Raw genomic sequence first — 18,102 nt, 5'->3', positions numbered from 1 at the left:
TCGGGGTCACGTGGTTCATGATGATACCAATAATCATGGTCGATTTGTGTTAAAGGACTCCCGGCTTCGGAGTGATTATAAATACCATCCATAATTACCCGAATGCCCCTTGCGTGACACTCGTCAACAAAGCGTTTCAAATCCGCAGTCGAACCATAACTCGATTCACCAGCAAAAAAGAAACGTGGGTTATAACCCCAGCTATAATCACCAGGATATTCTTTAACTGGCATCAATTCGATTGCATTAATTCCTAGGTCAGCGATATAATCTAACTTCTCAATCGCGTGCTTATACTTTCCGCGCGGGTTGGGATCATCTTCACCACCAGAAAAATCAGCAACATGCATTTCATACATTACTAACTCATGGTCGGGAGGTAATGGTTTATCATCGTGCTGCCAAACATATGTATCAAGAATTCTTTCCCCATCCTTGATTTTAACAACACCGTTATCTTGTCCTGTAGACTCATCGATATCGGTTGCATAGGGGTCGGTTACATCAACCCACTGGTCTTCTTCAAAAAACCAAGATTTAGATTGAACACGAAATTTATATTGATACTCTCCGTCTTTTAATTCTATCTTTGTACGGAAATAACCATCATCGCCCTTTTCCATCTCGATTGGTTCCCAATTTGAAAACGAACCAATTACAGCGGCGCCTTTGTTATAAGGAGCAAATAGATTAAATTCAATGGATGCCATAACAAAATTACTCTTATATCTTTAATATCAAATGATGTAGTATAAATAAACACATTTCTTTGCATTTACCCCCTTAGTAACGGTCAATAAACGGGGATATTGACCAAATATAATGTTTATTTAACTACCCAAAACAATCAATAGTATTTTCTACTTTTAGAAGAGATTTGCCTATCTTGCTATAGAAAGAATTAATTTATGGCTACCTCTATCTTGAGGATGGAATACGGATTAGGGATGTAAAAAAAATAGAAACCCGACTTTTTAAAGAAGTCGGGTTTATAATGTTTCTTAAAAAAGTCTCAACTAAAATTCAATTCCATGAATTTGCATATAACTTAACAACCAATTAGCAGCAGTAGCTCGGCGTGTTTGCTTTGGTCCAAATTCACCAATTTTGTAACCTTTGAAACCGAGTTTTTCTTTGAGTAGTTGTTTATTTTCTTGAGGAATAGAGCGAGTTAACTTCATTGCTGCGGGACGACTATCAAAAAAATCTGGTGGTTCTGGGTACTCAGTGCGCCATTCAGAAGCTAATTCTGTAGCTTCCCATTTATGTGTTGAGTCATTATATCTATAACCGAGGTAATACCATACTAACTGGTTAACAGTAGGTTCATCGATTGTTTCATTGATAATTGCCCAAAGTGTTTCGGTATTAAGGGGTGGTAAATCAATCATATTATTTAAATTGATGAAATGTGGAGTTGAAAATTTACACCGTAATTAGAAGCATCAGTGCAAACTACAAATTAAGCATTGCATTAGTTAGATTTTTCTATCATAACTTATCCCCCCTAGCCCCCCGCGTGGAAGGGGGGAACAGAGCAGTTTTTAGCTCCCCTTATTAAGGACAGGGCTGATTCATTCTTGGAAGGAAATTAGGTTCAGTTTAAATTTTCTACAAAATTACACGTAACTTCTTCTTTTCTTTGTGCCCTTTGTGCCCTTTGTGGTTTATTTCTTTAAAGAACCACATAATCCGGAGGATTTCCCGCAGGGTAGACACGAAGAACACAAAGGGCAATAGCGATTTTCATTCTTAACCAATTAGTATTGACTCTCTGTGTACTCTGTGTCTCTGTGGTAAAAATCAGAAAAGTAGTAAACTGGTTATCGTGCAACAATAATCAGCTTATGTCTAATTCTCCACTGGCATCAGACTTAACCTGCGCTCATGTTCTAATCTCCGGCAGAGTCCAGGGGGTCGGATATCGTTATTCGACAGTTGAAACCGCAACCCAGTTGGGGCTTAATGGATGGGTACGTAATTTACCCGACAAGCGTGTAGAAGCAGTATTTGAAGGTAAGCGCGCGATTGTAGAACAAATGATTAGCTGGTGTCACGAGGGACCACCAGCAGCACTTGTTGAAGCGGTCAAAGTTGAATATACGGCGCCTCTTGGTTTTGAAATATTTGAAGTCAGACGTTTTTAAAGTGTGCTACGGTCGGTTAGAATTTCATACCCAGTTTCTGTAACTAATACAGTATGTTCAAATTGTGCTGAGAGTGAGTTATCTACTGTTACAGCTGTCCAACGGTCAGCTAAGGTACGTGTAACTTTAGAACCAGCATTTAGAATTGGCTCAATTGCTAAAGTCATTCCCGCGCGTAGTTTAACGTTAGGCATTTCGCGAGTGCGGTAATTAAATACCGAAGGTTCTTCGTGTAAATTGCGACCAACGCCATGTCCAGTAAAATCTTCGACAACGCTGAAACCATTTACTTTCACATGGTCTTCGATGGCGCCAGCTAAATCAAGTAAATAAGCTCCTGCCTTAACTTGTTCGATACCTTTAAACAAAGCTTCTTCGGCAACGCGAATTAACTTGGCAGCTTCGGGTGTTACCTCTTGAACTGCAATAGTGATACATGAATCACCGTGATAGCCTTGGAAGTAGGCGCCTGTATCAACTTTTAAAACATCTCCAGCACGAATAACCTTTTTACGACTAGGGATACCGTGTACGACTTCATTGTTAATACTTGAACAAATTGAAGCTGGAAAACCGTGATAACCTTTAAAACTGGGTGTGGCGCCCATTTCACGAATTCGTTTTTCCGCATGAGCATCCAAATCTGCTGTGGTCATTCCTGGCTGTACAATTTCAGAAATTTCCTTGAGTACAGTTGCCACAATTTTGGCAGATTGCCGCATAATCTCAACTTCTCGCGGCGATTTTATCTCAATGCCTCGACGTTGGCGTTTAGGAGCAACACTTTGAGCTGGTCTAGAAAGCAGATTACTTAGAATGTTCATGGAGTATTAATATACTATTTTTCTTTAACACAGAAACTTTTGATAGTTATACATCACACACGTAAACTTCTGTAGTTAAGGAATATTATCTATATTTAACTTAACTTATTTTTGCTACTAATGTTCTAAAACCATTGGCGCCGCTAATTTGACAGCATATCCTGTCCAATCGCAGGCCCAGCCGTGACAACAACAATTTTGTCAGGATGAAGCAACTCGCGCGCAGCTTGGTTTACTTGGGAGAGAGTAACCAGATTAACTTGATCAATAAATCCACGTAACTCCTCTACATCTAAACCATAAACTTGATTCATCAAAATTTGGTGTGCTAATTCATCGGGGTTTGCTAAAGACACAACGTAGTTACTAATTGCCGTGCGTTTTGCAGTTTCAACTTCCTGCTCAGTAACACCAAGCTGGTGAATATCTTTGAGTAATTTACGTGTACTGGCAATTGCTTTGGCTGTATCTTGTGGACTGGTTTGCATTTCGATTAAAAAAGTACCAGAATTTTTACCAGCAAGGAAATTACTAAAAATTCCATAAGTTAATCCTTGACGGTCACGTAATTCTGCACCCAACCGACTCGATAAGGTGTCACCACCCAAAATCTGGTTTAATACCAGTGCTGAATAATAACGCGAGTCATTACGATTTATTGCAGTGTTGCCCATATAAGTAATTGCTTGAGCTTTACCAGGTAGTACTGAATTAACTTGGACAATACTTGATGGCATTAACACCCTAGGATACTCTAATTTTTCAGCTTTTCCGTGAACTAGCCAATCTCCTAACTCGGATGTTAGAGACGATTTTACTAACGCTTTATCAAAATTTCCTACCAAAGCTAGAACCATCGCATCGGGACGGTAGTACTTAGCTTTAAAGTCAATTACATCTTTACGAGTGATTCGTCGTAAACTTTGCTTCGTGGGAAATTTGTGCAGTGGATGTTGCTTGGGGTAAATTGATTGTACAAATGTTCTTCTTGCAACTTCTTCGGGGTCATCCAAATCTTGCTCAAGTATACTCAAAGCATGTTTACGGCTTAATTCAAGTTCTCGATTTGGGAAAGTAGAATTTTTGATTACATCTGCCAAAGTATGCAGCAGTACAGGTAAATCTGGAGTCAAGCTGCTGCCTTCGATTCGTACACCTTCGCGCGAGGGGTTAAAATCAAGACTAGCTCCACGTTCTTCCAAAGCTTTTGCGAGTGCTAAGACATCTTTGGTTTTAGTACCGCTAAGTAAATTGTCTGCAACTAACTCCGACAGTCCAGCTTTATCATCATGGTCAAATTCGGAGCCTGCTTTAATATAGCCGCTTAATGTCACCGTTGGACTACTGCTATCAGGTAGCATCAACACTCGTAGACTATTTGGTAATACTACCAATTCAGGTATACTATGTACAGTATTTTGTGGCGCCTCTTCAAAGTCCGGTAAATACTTTGCAATATCAGCTTTGTCTAAAATACCACCTGAAGAAGTAAAACTTTCGTGGGTTTGATTTGGGTTCGTTTTGCCAGTAGTATTTTTGACATTTTTTGGAGTCTTTGTTGGTAAAAAGTAGCCAACAGTACGGGCATCAATATTAAGATAACGTTTAGCGACGCGCTGAACATCCTCTGCTGTGACTTTGCGAATCGCTTCTAGGTAATGATTCATGAATTCATAGTCACCAGTAACAACTTCATCATTGCCCAACTGCATGGCTTGACTAGTAATATCACGATTACCCAAAATAACACCTGCTTCAAATTGTGCCTTCGCACGCTTCAACTCGGACTCATCAGCTCCCTTATCTATAAATTTTTTAATCACATTTGTAACAATCGAGTCTATTTTTTTCAAATCCTGCTTGGGAGTAGCTAAAACAGTTATTTCATACCAGCCAAAGTCCTTAAGACTTGCAATTGAACCATCAGCTTCTGTCGCAATACCTGAATCAACTAATGCTTGGTAAAGTCGTGAATTTTTTCCATCTGACAAAATATAGTCTATTACATCCAAAGCTGGCGAGTCTGGATGTTTGATATCAGGTACAGGATAGACACTTTGCAATATTGCAGCGGCGCCTGGTTCTTTTATAATTATCGGGCTGAGTGCTGAGTGCTGAGTTTTGAGTGCTGAGTGCTGAGTGCTGAGTTTTGAGTGCTGAGTTTTGAGTGCTGAGTGCTGAGTATGAAGTTCCTCTTGATACTCAGCACTCAGCACTTTCTTCTCAGCACTATTCTCAGCACTATTCTCAGCACTTTGATTAACGAATAATTTTTTGACATCAGCAATTGTTTGTTCGGTTTGAAAATCACCAACAATTACTAATACAGCGTTATCTGGTCGATAAAATATTTTATAGTACTTTTGAACTGTTTCGACTGTAAATTGTTCAACATCAGATGCAGTACCACCTACGGGTAGTCCATATGGATGGTTAGGAAATGCCGCGCGTAGTAATGCTTGGTTGAGACGGTATTCGGGGTGATTTTCGTAACCTTGTAATTCGGAGATTACTACTCGTTTTTCGCTATTCAGTGCGTTTTGCTCAATCTTGGAGTTTTGCATTCTATCAGCTTCTAATTGAAGCACTGCCTTCAAATTCGCGCGTTCGACGGTGTTATAGTATGCAGTTTGGTCATAACTGGTGAAAGCGTTTGAGTCACTGCCAATTGTACTAAATAATCTTCCAAACTGAATTGGACGCTGAAGAGTACCTTTAAACATCATATGCTCAAGTTGGTGCGCGATTCCATTAACTCCCTGCTCTTCATTTCGAGACCCAACTTTATACCAAACTTGTACCGTTACCACTGGAGCGGTGTGAACTTCTTTCGTGATTACAGTTAAACCATTTTCTAGTACTATCTTACGAACATCTTCATTCATTGATTGTTTATGTAAGTTATTTATGTTAGATACTAATTTTTTACGTATATATACTTGATTATCAACTTGATTAGCTACTCGATTAAACATAGCGTTTGATTGGCTACTAACACAATTGTTTAATAGGATAACCAAAGTTAAGCAGGCACTTAATAATAATAATGTAAAACGATACTTGTATAACTTATAAAACACGGACATGCATTTTAGAATATTATCTGTAATTAGGTTTACAGATTTTTTTATGACTATAGTATAATCCGAAGACTGATTCTGTCGCCTCGGCAACACTACAGATAACAACATTCTATAAACAGATGAAACAATCAATGCCATAAAATAACGCTTCATAAGGATATTTACAGCGTTAAATGGCAATTAACAGGATTTTTAGTTAAAAATAAAACATCAGTACAAATACTAAATACCGTAATTTTAAGTAACTATATTTACGTATGTATCGCGTTAATTACTTAGAGTGGACTTGATTTCATAATACGAATAAATTCCAGAGGTAAGTCATCCGCATCGGCAATAAAAACAACTTCGTAGACGTTGTTGCCAATTTGCTGTTGTGTTGGTTCTAATAGGACTTTAAGTGTTAATCCATCAGGGTAATTCTGGGAAGAAGACGCAAAACGCTCTTTCAAAGAAGCTAACCAAGTGGGTAAATCTGGCGCCAGTTGAGTAAGGTCAAATGAGAGGTGATAATAACCTACATAATGTTCGTCTGCGAAAGCATCGGGAGTTGGATGTGGTTCAGGAATTTGGATTAGCTCAATTCGACTATCTAATCCCTCCATCCAACACGCTAGTGTATAGCCAGTAGTGAAACGTTCAGCAACCGTAAAGCCCAATTGTTCGTAGAAAGCTATCGCGCGATGAATATTTGCTGTCCGAATCGAAGCATGATGCATAATAGTTAATTAAGAGTTAGGAGTTAAGAGTTAGGAGTTAGGAGTTAGGAGTTAGTACTCAGCACTCAGCACTCAGCACTCATAACTCAGCACTCAGCACTCAGCACTCAGCACTCAGCACTCAGCACTCAGAACTTATTCAAATAATCTAAAGTACGGATATCTAACGGGTACTCCAGGTTCTTTTTCTAAATCAAAATTAATTACTTCCCAGCAGGGTTCAGAGTCTGGGTCGGGGCTAAACTCAACAGGTAAACCGTAAAGTCGCGCGGATACTCCCTCTGACTGCCCAGAACGCCAAGGGGTACTTCGCTCTAAATACCCACCCATAAGTTCTTGATAACGTCGAGCAATAATTACTCGCGTTGCCCGATAACCTTGCGTATAAAGTTTATCTAAGGCTTCATGTATTTCAAAACGAATTCCATCTGGGTGCGTGTGCTGGCGATACCATTCGTTGTTCCATCGGCGCCAGTGTCGTCCTGACTGAAGGTGGATAAGCTCTCCAGTTTTTGGGTTGGCTTCAAATGCACCATGTCGAGGGCACAAATAAGTGTCAGTAAGTGTCAGTGCCGGAATAGTTTGCCGACAATGAGGACACTGGATTTCGGGACCAAATATTGGGTATTGCAAAGCTGAGTTCATCATGAAGTGCATTTAAACATATGATTTTTTTATCGCCAACAAATCACTAGTTAATTACCAGCAAACGGATACAAGTTATATTTTTAACTTATCGTCTAAGCGTAATTACTTAATTAAATGGGGTTTCAAAGGGACAAAGAAGTTGGGAGTATAAGAAACATATAGCATTTCATGGTTTTGGTACGGTAATTTTTAGTCTTAAGTTTAGATTTGCTGAGAAAAAACTATAATCTAATACTTATAACTATTTTTCATGTTTTAAGAAACAGTACTTTCGCTCATTAGTTTACTTATATTCTATCGTGTCAACCTCTTCCTACTGGTCTTTAAGCGACATTTCTCAAGCTGCCTTCGTCGCAAACACTGCCGTTGTAATTGGTTCGGTCAGTGTTGCTGCTGGTGCTAGTATTTGGTACGGCGCCGTTGTGCGGGGAGATGTGGAACGAATTGAAATTGGCGAATGTACAAACGTTCAAGACGGAGCAATTTTGCATGGAGACCCAGGCAACCCTACTATTTTAGAAGCTTATGTTACCGTTGGGCATCGGGCTGTTGTCCACTCAGCCTATATTGAGCGCGGTTGTTTAATCGGTATTGGCGCCATCGTTTTGGATGGGGTAAGGGTAGGTTCTGGTAGTATTATCGGTGCTGGTGCCGTCGTGACAAAAGATGTGCCACCCCAATCACTCGTCCTGGGAGTTCCCGGCAAAGTTGTGCGCTCAGTCTCTGACGCTGAAGCAGCAGACCTTATTGAACACGCCGAACGTTACAAAAAGTTAGCTTTAGTACATGCTGGTAAAGGTACAGAACCAGGATTTTAGGAATAGTGCTGAGTGCTGAGTGCTGAGTGCTGAGTCGAATTGTAAATATTCTTTACACAATTCTGGGAAAGAATTTGAAAAAATTGCGATTATAGCTAAAAATAAGATGAGAAGAATTGACAAAACTTAAATCTTTACTTAACAGAGGGGTTCTCAATATGGATATCGATTTTCGCGTAGCAGTCGTTTTGGCGCCAATCGCAGTTGCAGCTGGTTGGGCAGCATTCAACATTGGTGCAGCAGCGCTAAGACAAGTTCAAAGCTTTTTAAACAGAGAAGCATAGAATCTTAACTTAGGATAATTATTAACCGCCGTAGAGACGCGATGTTCCTCGCGTCTCTACTCAAGTTGCGTCTCACTAAAATCGCGTCTTTACGAAAATCGCGTCTTTACTCTGATTAACGGTATTGTGTAAAAAATTTTGTTTTGATGACGGATATTGATTTTGAAACCTGGTTTCGACGTAATTGTGAACATTGACGCTATAATCAAGCCTTTTCAGCGCTTCGGGGTGCATCTTGGACTCGAAAGAATTAATAAGCTTTTAGAAAATCTAGGTAATCCCCACCTAATGGTTCCGGTTATTCACGTCGCTGGAACAAACGGTAAAGGTTCTGTATGCGCTTACCTATCTTCAGTTCTTACAGAAGCTGGTTATCGAACTGGACGCTATATTTCTCCTCATTTGGTTGACTGGACAGAGCGTATTAGTCTAAACCAACAGCCAATATCAGAGAAAGATTTGTCTAACTTGATACTTCAAGTCCAAGCGAAAATTGACCCGAATGAGGAATCACCCACACAGTTTGAGGTCATTACAGCAGCCGCTTGGTTATATTTTGCACAGCAACATGCGGATATTGCGATTATTGAGGTTGGTTTGGGAGGGCGCCTTGATGCGACTAACGTTTGTCCAAAACCATTAGTATCTATTATTACATCTATAAGTAGAGAACATTGGCAGCAGCTTGGCCCGACTGTTGCTGACATCGCGCGTGAAAAAGCTGGAATTATCAAATCTGGTTGTCCGGTTGTAGTTGGGCAATTACCGCTTGATGCAAAAGAAGTGGTACTAACGCGCGCTCTTAAACTAGATTGTCCTACTTATATTCCGCAACCTGCGATTCAGGGAGATAAAGAATGGGCAGAATATCAATCTATATTATTGGATTCAAAATCAATTAAATACCCTTTAGCATTAGCAGGTCAAATTCAGCTTTTTAACTCTGCTTTAGCATTAGCAGCATTAGAAGTTTTACAAAATCAAGGCTGGCAAATTCCAGAAGAAGCCATCAAAGTAGGGATGGCAAAAACAAAATGGCTGGGTCGAATGCAGTGGACTCAATGGAAATATAACGAGAATGATTATAAATTACTAATTGATGGCGCCCATAATCCTGCTGCGGCTGTTGTGTTGCGTAATTATATAGATTCATTAAACATTAAATCAGTTAGTTGGGTGATGGGGATGCTTTCGACTAAAGAACATGACAAAGTGTTTAAAGCATTACTGCGACCAAATGACAGATTATATATAGTACCTGTTCCTGACCATAGTTCGGCAAAACCTAACGAGTTAGCAAAACTAGCTAATGAAATTTGTCCAGAGCTAAATTTTTGCCAAACTTATAGCGATTTAAAATCTGCGCTGAATACAGCTTTTGCATTGCCAGAATTGAACTATTTTGATTTAAATAACTGTTTTGGGTCGGCGCCGAAAGATTTAGTTGTTTTGTGTGGCTCACTCTATTTAATTGGTCATTTTCTAGGAATGGAAAATAAAGAGTAAGCTGGAAAAATTAGTATAAACTTTGCTTGACAAAAGAACAAAAGACTGAATGAATTCTCAAATCAAAACATTGGTAGTAACTGACCTTCAACAAGGATTACCTGCTATTACTCCAGCATTTGGTACTACATTGGCAGAAGCTTGTGCAATTTGCCTAACTGACCAAGGGCATACTCAGGGTGTAATACTTACAATTAAAGGAGATTTTACGGATGCTTTCCAACTTTACTGGCAAGACGTTACAGACCAAATGCTTCGGTGTTGGAATGACAAAGAGTATACAACAGAGCAAGCTGCTTATGGGATAGCTTTCCTAGTTATACAACAACTTACAGAATATACAGTTATTCAACGTTCCCGTAAAGGAACTGGATTTGATTACTGGTTAGGTAAAAAAACAAACAGGGATGATACACCGTTTGAGAATACTGTGCGTTTAGAAGTTTCTGGCATACGCAAAGGGGATGATAGCCAAATTAAAACTAGAGTTAAACTAAAAGTAGAGCAAGTCAGCCCAAGCGACGGTGAGTTCCCAGCTTATATAGTGGTTGTCGAGTTTGGTAATCCCTTAACATACATGGTGGAAAAATGAGTCAGATTCAACAGTTGCATGAACAAGCAATGGATTTGGCAGAAATGGCAGAGGTTGCTAAACTTAGAGGCGACCTGATTAATGCTAAAGAATTATTTAAGCAGGCTTTTGTTAAGGAAACAGAAGCGGCTTCATTATTAGCAAATAATCCAGAAGTTGAACCAGCTCGTTCTATATTACATAGAAGTGCTGCTTCGCTAGCTATTGATTGTGGCGAAGTAAATACCGCAGAGCGTTTAATAGCAATTGCATTGTCTGGAAATCCACCGCAGGAAATTGCTGATGAACTTAAGGATTTGTTTGTTGAAATCAATATTCAAAAGTATTTTTTTCGTCGGGGCATTAACTTTGATGAAGCTAAATTCCAAAGCTTAATTACGGAAAGAAATTAGGGTTAGCTGGCAACGGATATAACGGATCAGTTACAAACAAAACTAGGTGCGTGACGCTACAAGTACTGCGCTTCGTTTTCAAATTTTGGTAGCGTCACGCACCCTACTATTTCAAATCAACTATCTGTTGCTAATTATGTTGGGTTCCGCAAAGTCTCCACCCAACCTACGTTATTTACGTTTGTTGACTATTCCATTCTTTTTCTGCGTCGGCAATAGCTTGATCTACGGTTTTTTCATCTAGCATTGCTGCTTGGAGGTTGTCGTAGATTGCTTTTTGTAGAATGTTGAAGTTTTTTAAGGTGGGTGTTAGGACTTCTGCTTGTTGTAGTTGAGTGGCACTTACTGTACGCGCTTTGTCGTAATTTGCAGCATTTGCTGGAACTTCTTTGAAGTAGCTATCTGCTAAAGCTTTTACTGTTGATGGCAAAACGTTAGCTGCTTTGGCAAAAGCTAACTGGTTTTGGTCGTTGGTTAGGTATAGGGCAAATTTTAGTGCTGCATCTGGCTTTTTGGTATCGCGCGGGATAACGACGTTCATGACTGCGACGTTTTTCTTGCCTGTTTCTCCTGTAATTTCAGGTGCTATAGAACTTGCTTCGGCAATTTTTGGTGCATTTTGGGCAATTGTTTTAAGAAATTCAGCTCCAGTATTTAGCATCGCTGTGGCGCCTGATTGGTACAAGTTTATGCCGTGGCGGTGTCCTTTCGTAAGTGCTTCTTTGGGAAGTAAACCTTTTTTATATAAGTTTACCCAGTACTGAAATGCTGTTTTACCTTGAGGGGTGTTAAAAGCTGCTTTATTCGATGCGTCGAGTAAATTTACTCCCATTTGGACGAAGGACTCAAGTACTTCCCCTGAATCTTGTGGGACAAATGTTACAAAAAAGGCATACTTACCTGTTTTGTCTTTAATTTGTTGAGCAACTTGTGCGAGTTCAGTATATGTACTGGGCACTTTAGCTATCCCTGCCTGTTTTAATAAATCAGTGTTATAAATGGTTAACCGAGTCGTGAGGTACCAGGGTATACCAAAACTCTTACCGTTTAACGTACTCGCTTTCCAGATATTGGGTAAGTAGGAGGAACGAATGTCATCTGGAATTTTCGCGTCTAAGTCTAACCAAGCGTTTCGTCCAGCTAACTGCGATGCAAAGCCTGGATTTAGATTTACCACATCAGGTGGCGTTTTTGCGGAAACAGCTGTTAAGATTTTGTTCTCCATTCCATCCCAAGGTATATCTACCCAGTTAACCTTTATACCTTGATTTTGCGATTCAAAACTCGCAATCAAACTCTGAAAGTAGTCGTTAAACTTCGGTTTTAGCGACATTGTCCAAAACTCTATGGCGCCAGTTTGTGAGGTTTGATTGGAACTAGTGGTTACGTTGCCTCTGCTACAACTAACAATCCAGGTTGTTAATAAGCCAAGCAGCGCACAAATTGTTAGTTTCTTAAACTTTTGAGATGGAATCATTGTAGTCAATCGTGGTTACTTCGGAGTGCAGAATTTTGGTGATTATAAGCGTTTGTAAATTATTTCGTCAGTAGGTATGCGTAACTAAATCATTATTCGTAAAGTTTGCAGGTTTTATTCCTGGTAACTAATAACTTTAATCAATAAAATTTTCACGGTTCATTCATTTAGTTCTGCGGTTAATACTGTGCTTAAACGCTTTAACAACCCATTTGGGAAATCTAATAAAGGGATAGGCATCGAACTGGCGCCGCAACGAGTTAATATTGCTCGTATACGGAAACAGGGTCAAGGCTTAAAACTAGATGCTTTAGCATCGGTTCCAGTTCCCGAAGGTGTCTTCGCAGATGGTCAAATTGCTGACCCCCCAGCGATGGCACAAATAATTCAACAGGCACTTGCGGAAAGCAAAATTAAAGCTTCTAAGGTAGCAACTGCTGTACCTGGTCGTGATTCTATCGTGCGTCTAATACCTGTGCCAGCAGAATTAGATGATAAAGAACTGCGAGAGATGGTACTTAACCACGAAGCAGGGTTGTATTTGCCATATCCTCGTGAAGAAGCTGATGTAGATTATCAGAAATTAGGCTACTTTGTCGATGAAGATGGCATTGAGAAGGTACAAGTACTGCTTGTTGCGACGCGCAAAGAAGTGACTGATACCTATGTCAGAACATTTGAGCAAGCAGGATTGCAAATCGATGTTCTGGAAATAAGCAGCTTTGCACTAATTCGGACAATTCGCGAGCAACTGCGGCAATTTGGACCACAGGAAGCAGCGGTGTTAGTTGATATTGAGTTTGATAGCACAGAAATTGCGATTATTGTCAATGGTGTACCGCAATTTTCAAGAACGGTGCCAATTGGTACGTATCAGATGCAAATGGCATTATCGCGCGCTATGAATTTACCAGCATCGCGCGATATGGAACTGTTGCAAGGGATAACAATTCCTTCGACTGGAATGGATGGTGGTAAAACGGGTCAAACCTCAGTCAATCCTGGGATGGCAGCGATGATGAGGGTTTTAGGAGAACTGACTGATGAATTGCGTCGGTCGATAGATTTCTACTTGAATCAAAGTGAAAACTTAGAAGTCGCGCAGATAATGCTGGCAGGTCCCGGTGGCGGACTAGCACAGATGGATGAGTTTTTTACTCAACGATTGAGTTTACCTACTACCCAAATCGACCCAGTAGGTGCCAATTCACTCGTGATAGATGAGGAAAAATACCCAACAATGCAACGTCCCGGACTAGGAATAATTCTTGGGCTTGGAATGCGGGAGGCGTAAGCAAGTGTACAGTTTAGATGTTAATTTTCTCAAAGACCGGGCGCCATCTCAAAATAAAAATGAGCGTGGCACCAAAGTCAAAGTTCCGATGTCACCAGGGGATTTAACGCCCTTGTATATAGGTGGAGCAGTTACAGCTTTTACATTGGCAATAGTTGGAACTGGTTGGTGGATTTTACAAACACAAAATGATCAATTACAGCAAAATATTTCCAAATTAGACCAAGAGAACCAACAATTGGAAGCTCAAATTGGGAATATTAATAAAATCAAGCAAGAAATCACCCAAGTTAAGAGTGAAACACAAGCTCTAGTTACAGTATTCGACCAAATTCGTCCTTGGTCTGCCATACTCCAAGATGTTCGAGAACGGATTCCAGCTTCAGTACAGCTAGAAAACGTTAAACATGTAGCAGCAGCGGCGCCTTCCTCAGCATCAACACCACCAGCAGGACAACAGCCAAGCCAAGCGGGAGGAATTGAGATAGGAGGATTCGCGCGTTCATTTGCTGATGTCAATGATTTCTTAGTGACATTACAGCAATCGCGATTCTTAAAAGCCAAAGAAGTGCGAATCGCGAGCGCTGAATTGGTTGAAGCTCCGGCGCCTCCAAATGGACTACCCCCAGGCGCCAAGCTACCAAAGGTAGTGAAATACACTATTCAATCTAGTCTGAGCGATGTCCCAGCATCTGAACTGATGCGTGAACTAGAGCAAAAAGGCACAGTTGGACTAGTAGCTCGTATTCGTAGTTTGCAACAAACAGGAGCGCTTCGACGATGACTTTTAGTGAAGATTTAGATTTTGAAAGTGGCGGTGGGTTTGAAGAAGCCGCCCCTGCGTATCCCGTCCTTTTTGGTATTACCTTTACACCAAAAATTGGCGGTATCTTAATCGGCTTATTAGGACTTGGCGGAGCAGCTTACATCGTGATGAACATGATTTTGCCAAGCTGGGAAAACTACCAGCAACAGCAAGCCAAGCAAACCGACTTACAGAGTCAAATTGACCAGAAAAAAGCAAGCATCAAGCAAATAGACGCTGTTAAAAAAGAGCTAGCTCAAGCAAAAGTTCAGCAAACACAGGTTTTAGGCTTATTTGCCAATGAAAAAACCTTAGACACACTATTAATTGATGTGAATCGACTAATAGAATCAGGTAACGATTTGCTACCAGGAAATGCCGTCAAATCCAAAATGCGAAGGTATACACCTGATGCTCAAAAAAGCGAAATCATAACCGATGGCACCTTTGGACCACTAGTCAACGGGAAATTAAAACGTAGCAAAATAAATATTGAATTTACGGGTACATACGAGCAAACACAGTCAATTCTTCGCAATATCGAGCGACTACAGCCATTATTGCTAGTCAAAGATTATGACTCCAAACTCAACCCAGAAACAATCAGCGACCCCCTAGGAAAACCAATCCGAATGATTGGTCCGGTACAAATTTCCACAACCTTCCAGCTACAAGCGCTAATGCCACTTACACCAGAAGAAGCAGCAGCCCAAGCAAAACCAGCACCTCCGCCAAAATAGTTAGGAGTGCTGAGTGCTGAGTGCTGAGTGCTGAGTTAGGAGTGCTGAGTGCTGAGTGCTGAGTGCTGAGTGCTGAGTGTAAAATGTCATGCTGAGGAATGAAGCATCTTTCTTCCCTTCCCTTCCTTTGCGTCCTTTGCGTCCTTTGCGGTTCGCCCTTCTATTTCTATATACATAATGAAAAAACGTGAACAGGTTCAACTCAAAGTTCAACTTAAATAATTGCAGCAATGTGAATTTTTGATTCAAAACTTACTTACACAAAACTACACAAACTTTTACTTTATATTCAGGTGAGGAATGAACTGTGAAACGTCACGGTAATATAGATAGTGCTTTCAGTGCTTTCGCTCTTAGTACAGTAGCTGCAATCTTCGCAGCACAACCAGTTTTAGCGCAAACTACCCAAATAACCAGGGTAAAACTAAATCCAAGTGATTCGGGAGTCAACCTAGTATTAGAAACATCTTCTGGTGAACGCGCGCAAGTATTTACAACCAAACGCGGCAACACATTAGTAGCCGACATAATTAATACTCAGTTACGTATACCAGAAGGTAATAACTTTCGTCAAGATAATCCTGCCCCTGGTATCGCCTCAGTAGCAATTAACCAACTCGATGCCAACAGTGTACGTGTTGTAGTTACAGGCAGCAGCGGTACTCCTGGCGCCCAACCGGTAGCACGCAGTCGCGACGGTTTGACGCTGAGTTTCACCCCAGGTGATGGAACTGTTGCTGCAACACCTCCAACAACACCTCCAACAATACCCACAGCACCAACGGCACCACCTGCTGGAATTAGTAACGCTCAAACAGCACCAGTAACAGGCCCAGGTCAACCTTCCAACGTCGCACCCCCATTCTTACCTCGTGCAGTGGCGCCACCAGTAGGAGACATCGCAATTTCCGCAATAGACGCATCACCTAGCGTAATTGATTTAGGAACACAAGAACGAGTACCTCGCCTAGTACTACGCGATGCACCAGTTCGTGAAGTCCTATCATTACTTGCGCGCGCTGCCAACATGAACTTGGCATACTCATCAGTAGACCCAACATCAGGTACTGGACAACCAGCAGCGTCTGGACCTGGAGAAGGACTCAAAGTATCACTAGATATTCAAAACGAACCAGTACAAGACGTATTTAACTACGTACTACGTCTAAGTGGACTAGAAGCAAACCGTAGTGGACGCACAATTTTTGTTGGTCCTAGACTGCCAAACTCTAGCCGCGATACAGTAATGCGGAACTTACGACTAAACCAAGTAACAGTCGATGTAGCACTGAACTTCTTGGTTGGTTTGGGCGCCGAAAGTGCTATCAGCAGAGAGCGTCAAGTTACAAGCGTAAGTGCAGTACCTGTAGGACAAGGTGTAGCTACAACTCAAACTCAAACTACTACAGAAACCCGTATTGAGCGGTTATCACTAGAAGACTCTAAATACTCTTCACCCTTACTTCGAGGTTTGCAAGCACTAGGAGACCAACGTACTAATTCTCTAACTTTAATTGGTACGCCAAAGCAAGTTGAATTAGCAATGGCACAATTGAGTCAGTTGGATGTAAGACGGCGCCAAGCAGCAGTAAACGTCAAAATTGTTGATATTAATTTGTCAGGAATTAAAGATTTTAATACTAGTTTCTCTTTCGGTTTAGGCAATAACTATTTCACTAGTGATGGTGGCGCCGCATCTTTAAACTTTGGAGGTTCCAGACCTGCTACCAGTGCTGAAGCATCTAGCAGTGTAACTAGCACTCCTGTTATAACTAATCCAATTACAGGTCAACCTTTTCTATCTCCAAATAGTACTGTAGGCATTTCTGGTACTACTCCTGGAACCGTAGTTGTAAATCCAAATGGCACTACCACCACAACACAAGCGCCAGGTACTGGTCAATTCTACACACCTACTGCTCCTACAGGAGACCCTTTAACGCCTGGATTTACTAGCATCACTCCAGCAACAAATAACATTGTCACACGTAATGCAGATGGTACAACCAGTGTATCGCAAGGTACTTTAGGAACAGCGACAGCATCTTTACCAACCCTATATCAGTTCCCCAAACGTTTACTTGCTTCGATACAAGCTCAAGTACAAAACCGCAACGCGAAGATTCTAACTGACCCAACTCTAATTGTTCAAGAAGGTCAACAAGCTCAGGTAAACTTGACGCAGGAAGTAGTAGGAAACATAGTAGAAAGAATAGTTGATACTCCAGGTGGTTCTAGAACAGAGAGAACTATTGACAAACAAAAAGTTGGTTTAACACTAAACGTGAAAATTGACCGAATTGATGATAACGGTTTTGTATCGCTCTCGGTCGCTCCTGCCGTTAGCGCACCATTAGCATCACAAAATACAGGTGCTGGACAAATAATTCTTGTGTCTGAACGTTCGCTTACTTCTGGTTTAATTCGTTTGCGTGACGGTCAAACCCTGATTCTTAGTGGTATTATTCAAGACCAAGATAGAACAACTGTTTCCAAACTTCCTATCTTAGGTGACATTCCACTTCTTGGTTCGTTGTTTAGAAGAACAAACCGAGAGAATACACGTAATGAGGTAATTGTCTTACTAACACCTCAAGTTATCGATGACTCTGAGCGTTCTTCCTACGGTTACAACTACAATCCAAGTCCTGAAGTACGGCAAATGCTCGAACGTCGCGGTTTACAAGTACCAAGAAAGTAGCTCCCACTTGTAAAATTTAATTAAATTGTGTAGAGACGCGATTAATCGCGTCTCTACATGTCAATACCTTCG

General features: G+C 40.8%; 18 protein-coding genes. 10 read left to right on the top strand and 8 right to left on the bottom strand.

Annotated features, from left to right (window positions below):
- The coding region (locus AC2JBO_RS18930; protein ID WP_496955197.1) for a glycogen-binding domain-containing protein at positions 1 to 710 on the bottom strand (710 nt) is incomplete at its 3' end.
- Positions 711 to 1,016: 306 nt separating this feature from the next.
- Positions 1,017 to 1,391 carry a DUF1823 family protein gene (locus tag AC2JBO_RS18925; RefSeq protein ID WP_496955196.1) on the bottom strand — a complete coding sequence of 125 codons (375 nt, stop codon included), beginning with the start codon at positions 1,389 to 1,391 and terminating at the stop codon, positions 1,017 to 1,019.
- A gap of 456 nt (positions 1,392 to 1,847) precedes the next feature.
- Here AC2JBO_RS18925 and AC2JBO_RS18920 point away from each other — a divergent pair, with 456 nt between their 5' ends.
- A complete protein-coding gene (locus AC2JBO_RS18920) occupies positions 1,848 to 2,147 on the top strand; it encodes an acylphosphatase (protein WP_496955195.1) in 300 nt (99 codons plus the stop codon).
- Here AC2JBO_RS18920 and map read toward each other — a convergent pair.
- The 4 genes from map to AC2JBO_RS18900 all read right to left on the bottom strand — a co-directional run bounded on the left by map (position 2,144) and on the right by AC2JBO_RS18900 (position 7,418).
- A complete protein-coding gene (gene map / locus AC2JBO_RS18915; protein WP_496955194.1) occupies positions 2,144 to 2,971 on the bottom strand; it encodes a type I methionyl aminopeptidase in 828 nt (275 codons plus the stop codon). The two genes, AC2JBO_RS18920 and map, sit on opposite strands and share 4 nt — an antisense overlap.
- Positions 2,972 to 3,114: 143 nt before the next feature.
- Positions 3,115 to 6,057, bottom strand: a complete 2,943-nt coding sequence (locus AC2JBO_RS18910; RefSeq protein WP_496955193.1) for a M16 family metallopeptidase — start codon at positions 6,055 to 6,057, stop codon at positions 3,115 to 3,117.
- A 272-nt stretch (positions 6,058 to 6,329) separates the two neighbouring features.
- Positions 6,330 to 6,773, bottom strand: coding sequence for a VOC family protein (locus tag AC2JBO_RS18905; protein ID WP_496955192.1), 444 nt, complete (start codon positions 6,771 to 6,773; stop codon positions 6,330 to 6,332).
- 135 nt (positions 6,774 to 6,908) lie between these two features.
- Complete coding sequence (locus AC2JBO_RS18900; protein ID WP_496955200.1) at positions 6,909 to 7,418, bottom strand: TIGR02652 family protein; 510 nt, start codon at positions 7,416 to 7,418, stop codon at positions 6,909 to 6,911.
- Between the two features lie 302 nt (positions 7,419 to 7,720).
- On the opposite strand from AC2JBO_RS18900, the gene AC2JBO_RS18895 reads away from it, so the two are divergent.
- The 5 genes from AC2JBO_RS18895 to AC2JBO_RS18875 all read left to right on the top strand — a co-directional run bounded on the left by AC2JBO_RS18895 (position 7,721) and on the right by AC2JBO_RS18875 (position 11,013).
- Positions 7,721 to 8,239: a gamma carbonic anhydrase family protein gene (locus AC2JBO_RS18895; protein WP_496955191.1), complete on the top strand. Its 519-nt coding sequence runs from the start codon at positions 7,721 to 7,723 to the stop codon at positions 8,237 to 8,239.
- A 158-nt stretch (positions 8,240 to 8,397) separates the two neighbouring features.
- Positions 8,398 to 8,523, top strand: a complete 126-nt coding sequence (locus AC2JBO_RS18890) for a photosystem II protein Y (protein WP_496955190.1) — start codon at positions 8,398 to 8,400, stop codon at positions 8,521 to 8,523.
- A gap of 186 nt (positions 8,524 to 8,709) precedes the next feature.
- Positions 8,710 to 10,029 carry a bifunctional folylpolyglutamate synthase/dihydrofolate synthase gene (locus AC2JBO_RS18885; protein ID WP_496955199.1) on the top strand — a complete coding sequence of 440 codons (1,320 nt, stop codon included), beginning with the start codon at positions 8,710 to 8,712 and terminating at the stop codon, positions 10,027 to 10,029.
- A gap of 49 nt (positions 10,030 to 10,078) precedes the next feature.
- On the top strand, positions 10,079 to 10,621 hold the full coding sequence (locus tag AC2JBO_RS18880) for a hypothetical protein (protein ID WP_496955189.1): 543 nt from the start codon (positions 10,079 to 10,081) through the stop codon (positions 10,619 to 10,621).
- The gene (locus AC2JBO_RS18875) at positions 10,618 to 11,013 is read left to right on the top strand and encodes a hypothetical protein (protein WP_496955188.1); all 396 of its coding nucleotides are present in this window, start codon (positions 10,618 to 10,620) and stop codon (positions 11,011 to 11,013) included. Before AC2JBO_RS18880 ends, AC2JBO_RS18875 begins: the two co-directional genes overlap by 4 nt.
- Before the next feature lie 175 nt (positions 11,014 to 11,188).
- Here the strand turns inward: AC2JBO_RS18875 and AC2JBO_RS18870 are convergent, their stop codons facing one another.
- Positions 11,189 to 12,490: an ABC transporter substrate-binding protein gene (locus AC2JBO_RS18870; protein ID WP_496955187.1), complete on the bottom strand. Its 1,302-nt coding sequence runs from the start codon at positions 12,488 to 12,490 to the stop codon at positions 11,189 to 11,191.
- Between the two features lie 187 nt (positions 12,491 to 12,677).
- Here AC2JBO_RS18870 and pilM point away from each other — a divergent pair, with 187 nt between their 5' ends.
- Genes pilM through AC2JBO_RS18855 form a run of 3 tightly spaced genes read left to right on the top strand, consistent with a single transcriptional unit; the run spans position 12,678 to position 15,329 of the window.
- A complete protein-coding gene (gene pilM / locus AC2JBO_RS18865) occupies positions 12,678 to 13,784 on the top strand; it encodes a type IV pilus assembly protein PilM (protein ID WP_496955186.1) in 1,107 nt (368 codons plus the stop codon).
- Between the two features lie 4 nt (positions 13,785 to 13,788).
- On the top strand, positions 13,789 to 14,568 hold the full coding sequence (locus tag AC2JBO_RS18860; RefSeq protein ID WP_496955185.1) for a PilN domain-containing protein: 780 nt from the start codon (positions 13,789 to 13,791) through the stop codon (positions 14,566 to 14,568).
- Positions 14,565 to 15,329: a pilus assembly protein PilO gene (locus AC2JBO_RS18855; protein WP_496955184.1), complete on the top strand. Its 765-nt coding sequence runs from the start codon at positions 14,565 to 14,567 to the stop codon at positions 15,327 to 15,329. Before AC2JBO_RS18860 ends, AC2JBO_RS18855 begins: the two co-directional genes overlap by 4 nt.
- Here AC2JBO_RS18855 and AC2JBO_RS18850 read toward each other — a convergent pair whose 3' ends face one another.
- Positions 15,330 to 15,578 (bottom strand): hypothetical protein, encoded by a 249-nt coding sequence (locus AC2JBO_RS18850; RefSeq protein ID WP_496955183.1) that lies wholly within the window; start codon positions 15,576 to 15,578, stop codon positions 15,330 to 15,332.
- A gap of 58 nt (positions 15,579 to 15,636) precedes the next feature.
- On the opposite strand from AC2JBO_RS18850, the gene AC2JBO_RS18845 reads away from it, so the two are divergent.
- On the top strand, positions 15,637 to 18,030 hold the full coding sequence (locus tag AC2JBO_RS18845; protein ID WP_496955182.1) for a secretin GspD/PilQ domain-containing protein: 2,394 nt from the start codon (positions 15,637 to 15,639) through the stop codon (positions 18,028 to 18,030).
- Positions 18,031 to 18,102: the final 72 nt, after the last annotated feature.

This window comes from Calothrix sp. CBUCES-K 9914 (genome assembly GCF_059640475.1).
This window is presented reverse-complemented; position numbering and strand designations above follow the sequence as displayed.

Excerpts from the sequence above, each read along its gene's own strand:
- AC2JBO_RS18925 (WP_496955196.1), bottom strand. The coding sequence starts at position 1,391 with ATGATTGATTTACCACCCCTTAATACCGAAACACTTTGGGCAATTATC.
- AC2JBO_RS18920 (WP_496955195.1), top strand. The coding sequence starts at position 1,848 with ATGTCTAATTCTCCACTGGCATCAGACTTAACCTGCGCTCATGTTCTA.
- map (WP_496955194.1), bottom strand. The coding sequence starts at position 2,971 with ATGAACATTCTAAGTAATCTGCTTTCTAGACCAGCTCAAAGTGTTGCT.
- AC2JBO_RS18910 (WP_496955193.1), bottom strand. The coding sequence starts at position 6,057 with ATGTCCGTGTTTTATAAGTTATACAAGTATCGTTTTACATTATTATTA.
- AC2JBO_RS18905 (WP_496955192.1), bottom strand. The coding sequence starts at position 6,773 with ATGCATCATGCTTCGATTCGGACAGCAAATATTCATCGCGCGATAGCT.
- AC2JBO_RS18900 (WP_496955200.1), bottom strand. The coding sequence starts at position 7,418 with ATGAACTCAGCTTTGCAATACCCAATATTTGGTCCCGAAATCCAGTGT.
- AC2JBO_RS18890 (WP_496955190.1), top strand. The coding sequence starts at position 8,398 with ATGGATATCGATTTTCGCGTAGCAGTCGTTTTGGCGCCAATCGCAGTT.
- AC2JBO_RS18880 (WP_496955189.1), top strand. The coding sequence starts at position 10,079 with ATGAATTCTCAAATCAAAACATTGGTAGTAACTGACCTTCAACAAGGA.
- AC2JBO_RS18875 (WP_496955188.1), top strand. The coding sequence starts at position 10,618 with ATGAGTCAGATTCAACAGTTGCATGAACAAGCAATGGATTTGGCAGAA.
- AC2JBO_RS18870 (WP_496955187.1), bottom strand. The coding sequence starts at position 12,490 with ATGATTCCATCTCAAAAGTTTAAGAAACTAACAATTTGTGCGCTGCTT.
- AC2JBO_RS18855 (WP_496955184.1), top strand. The coding sequence starts at position 14,565 with ATGACTTTTAGTGAAGATTTAGATTTTGAAAGTGGCGGTGGGTTTGAA.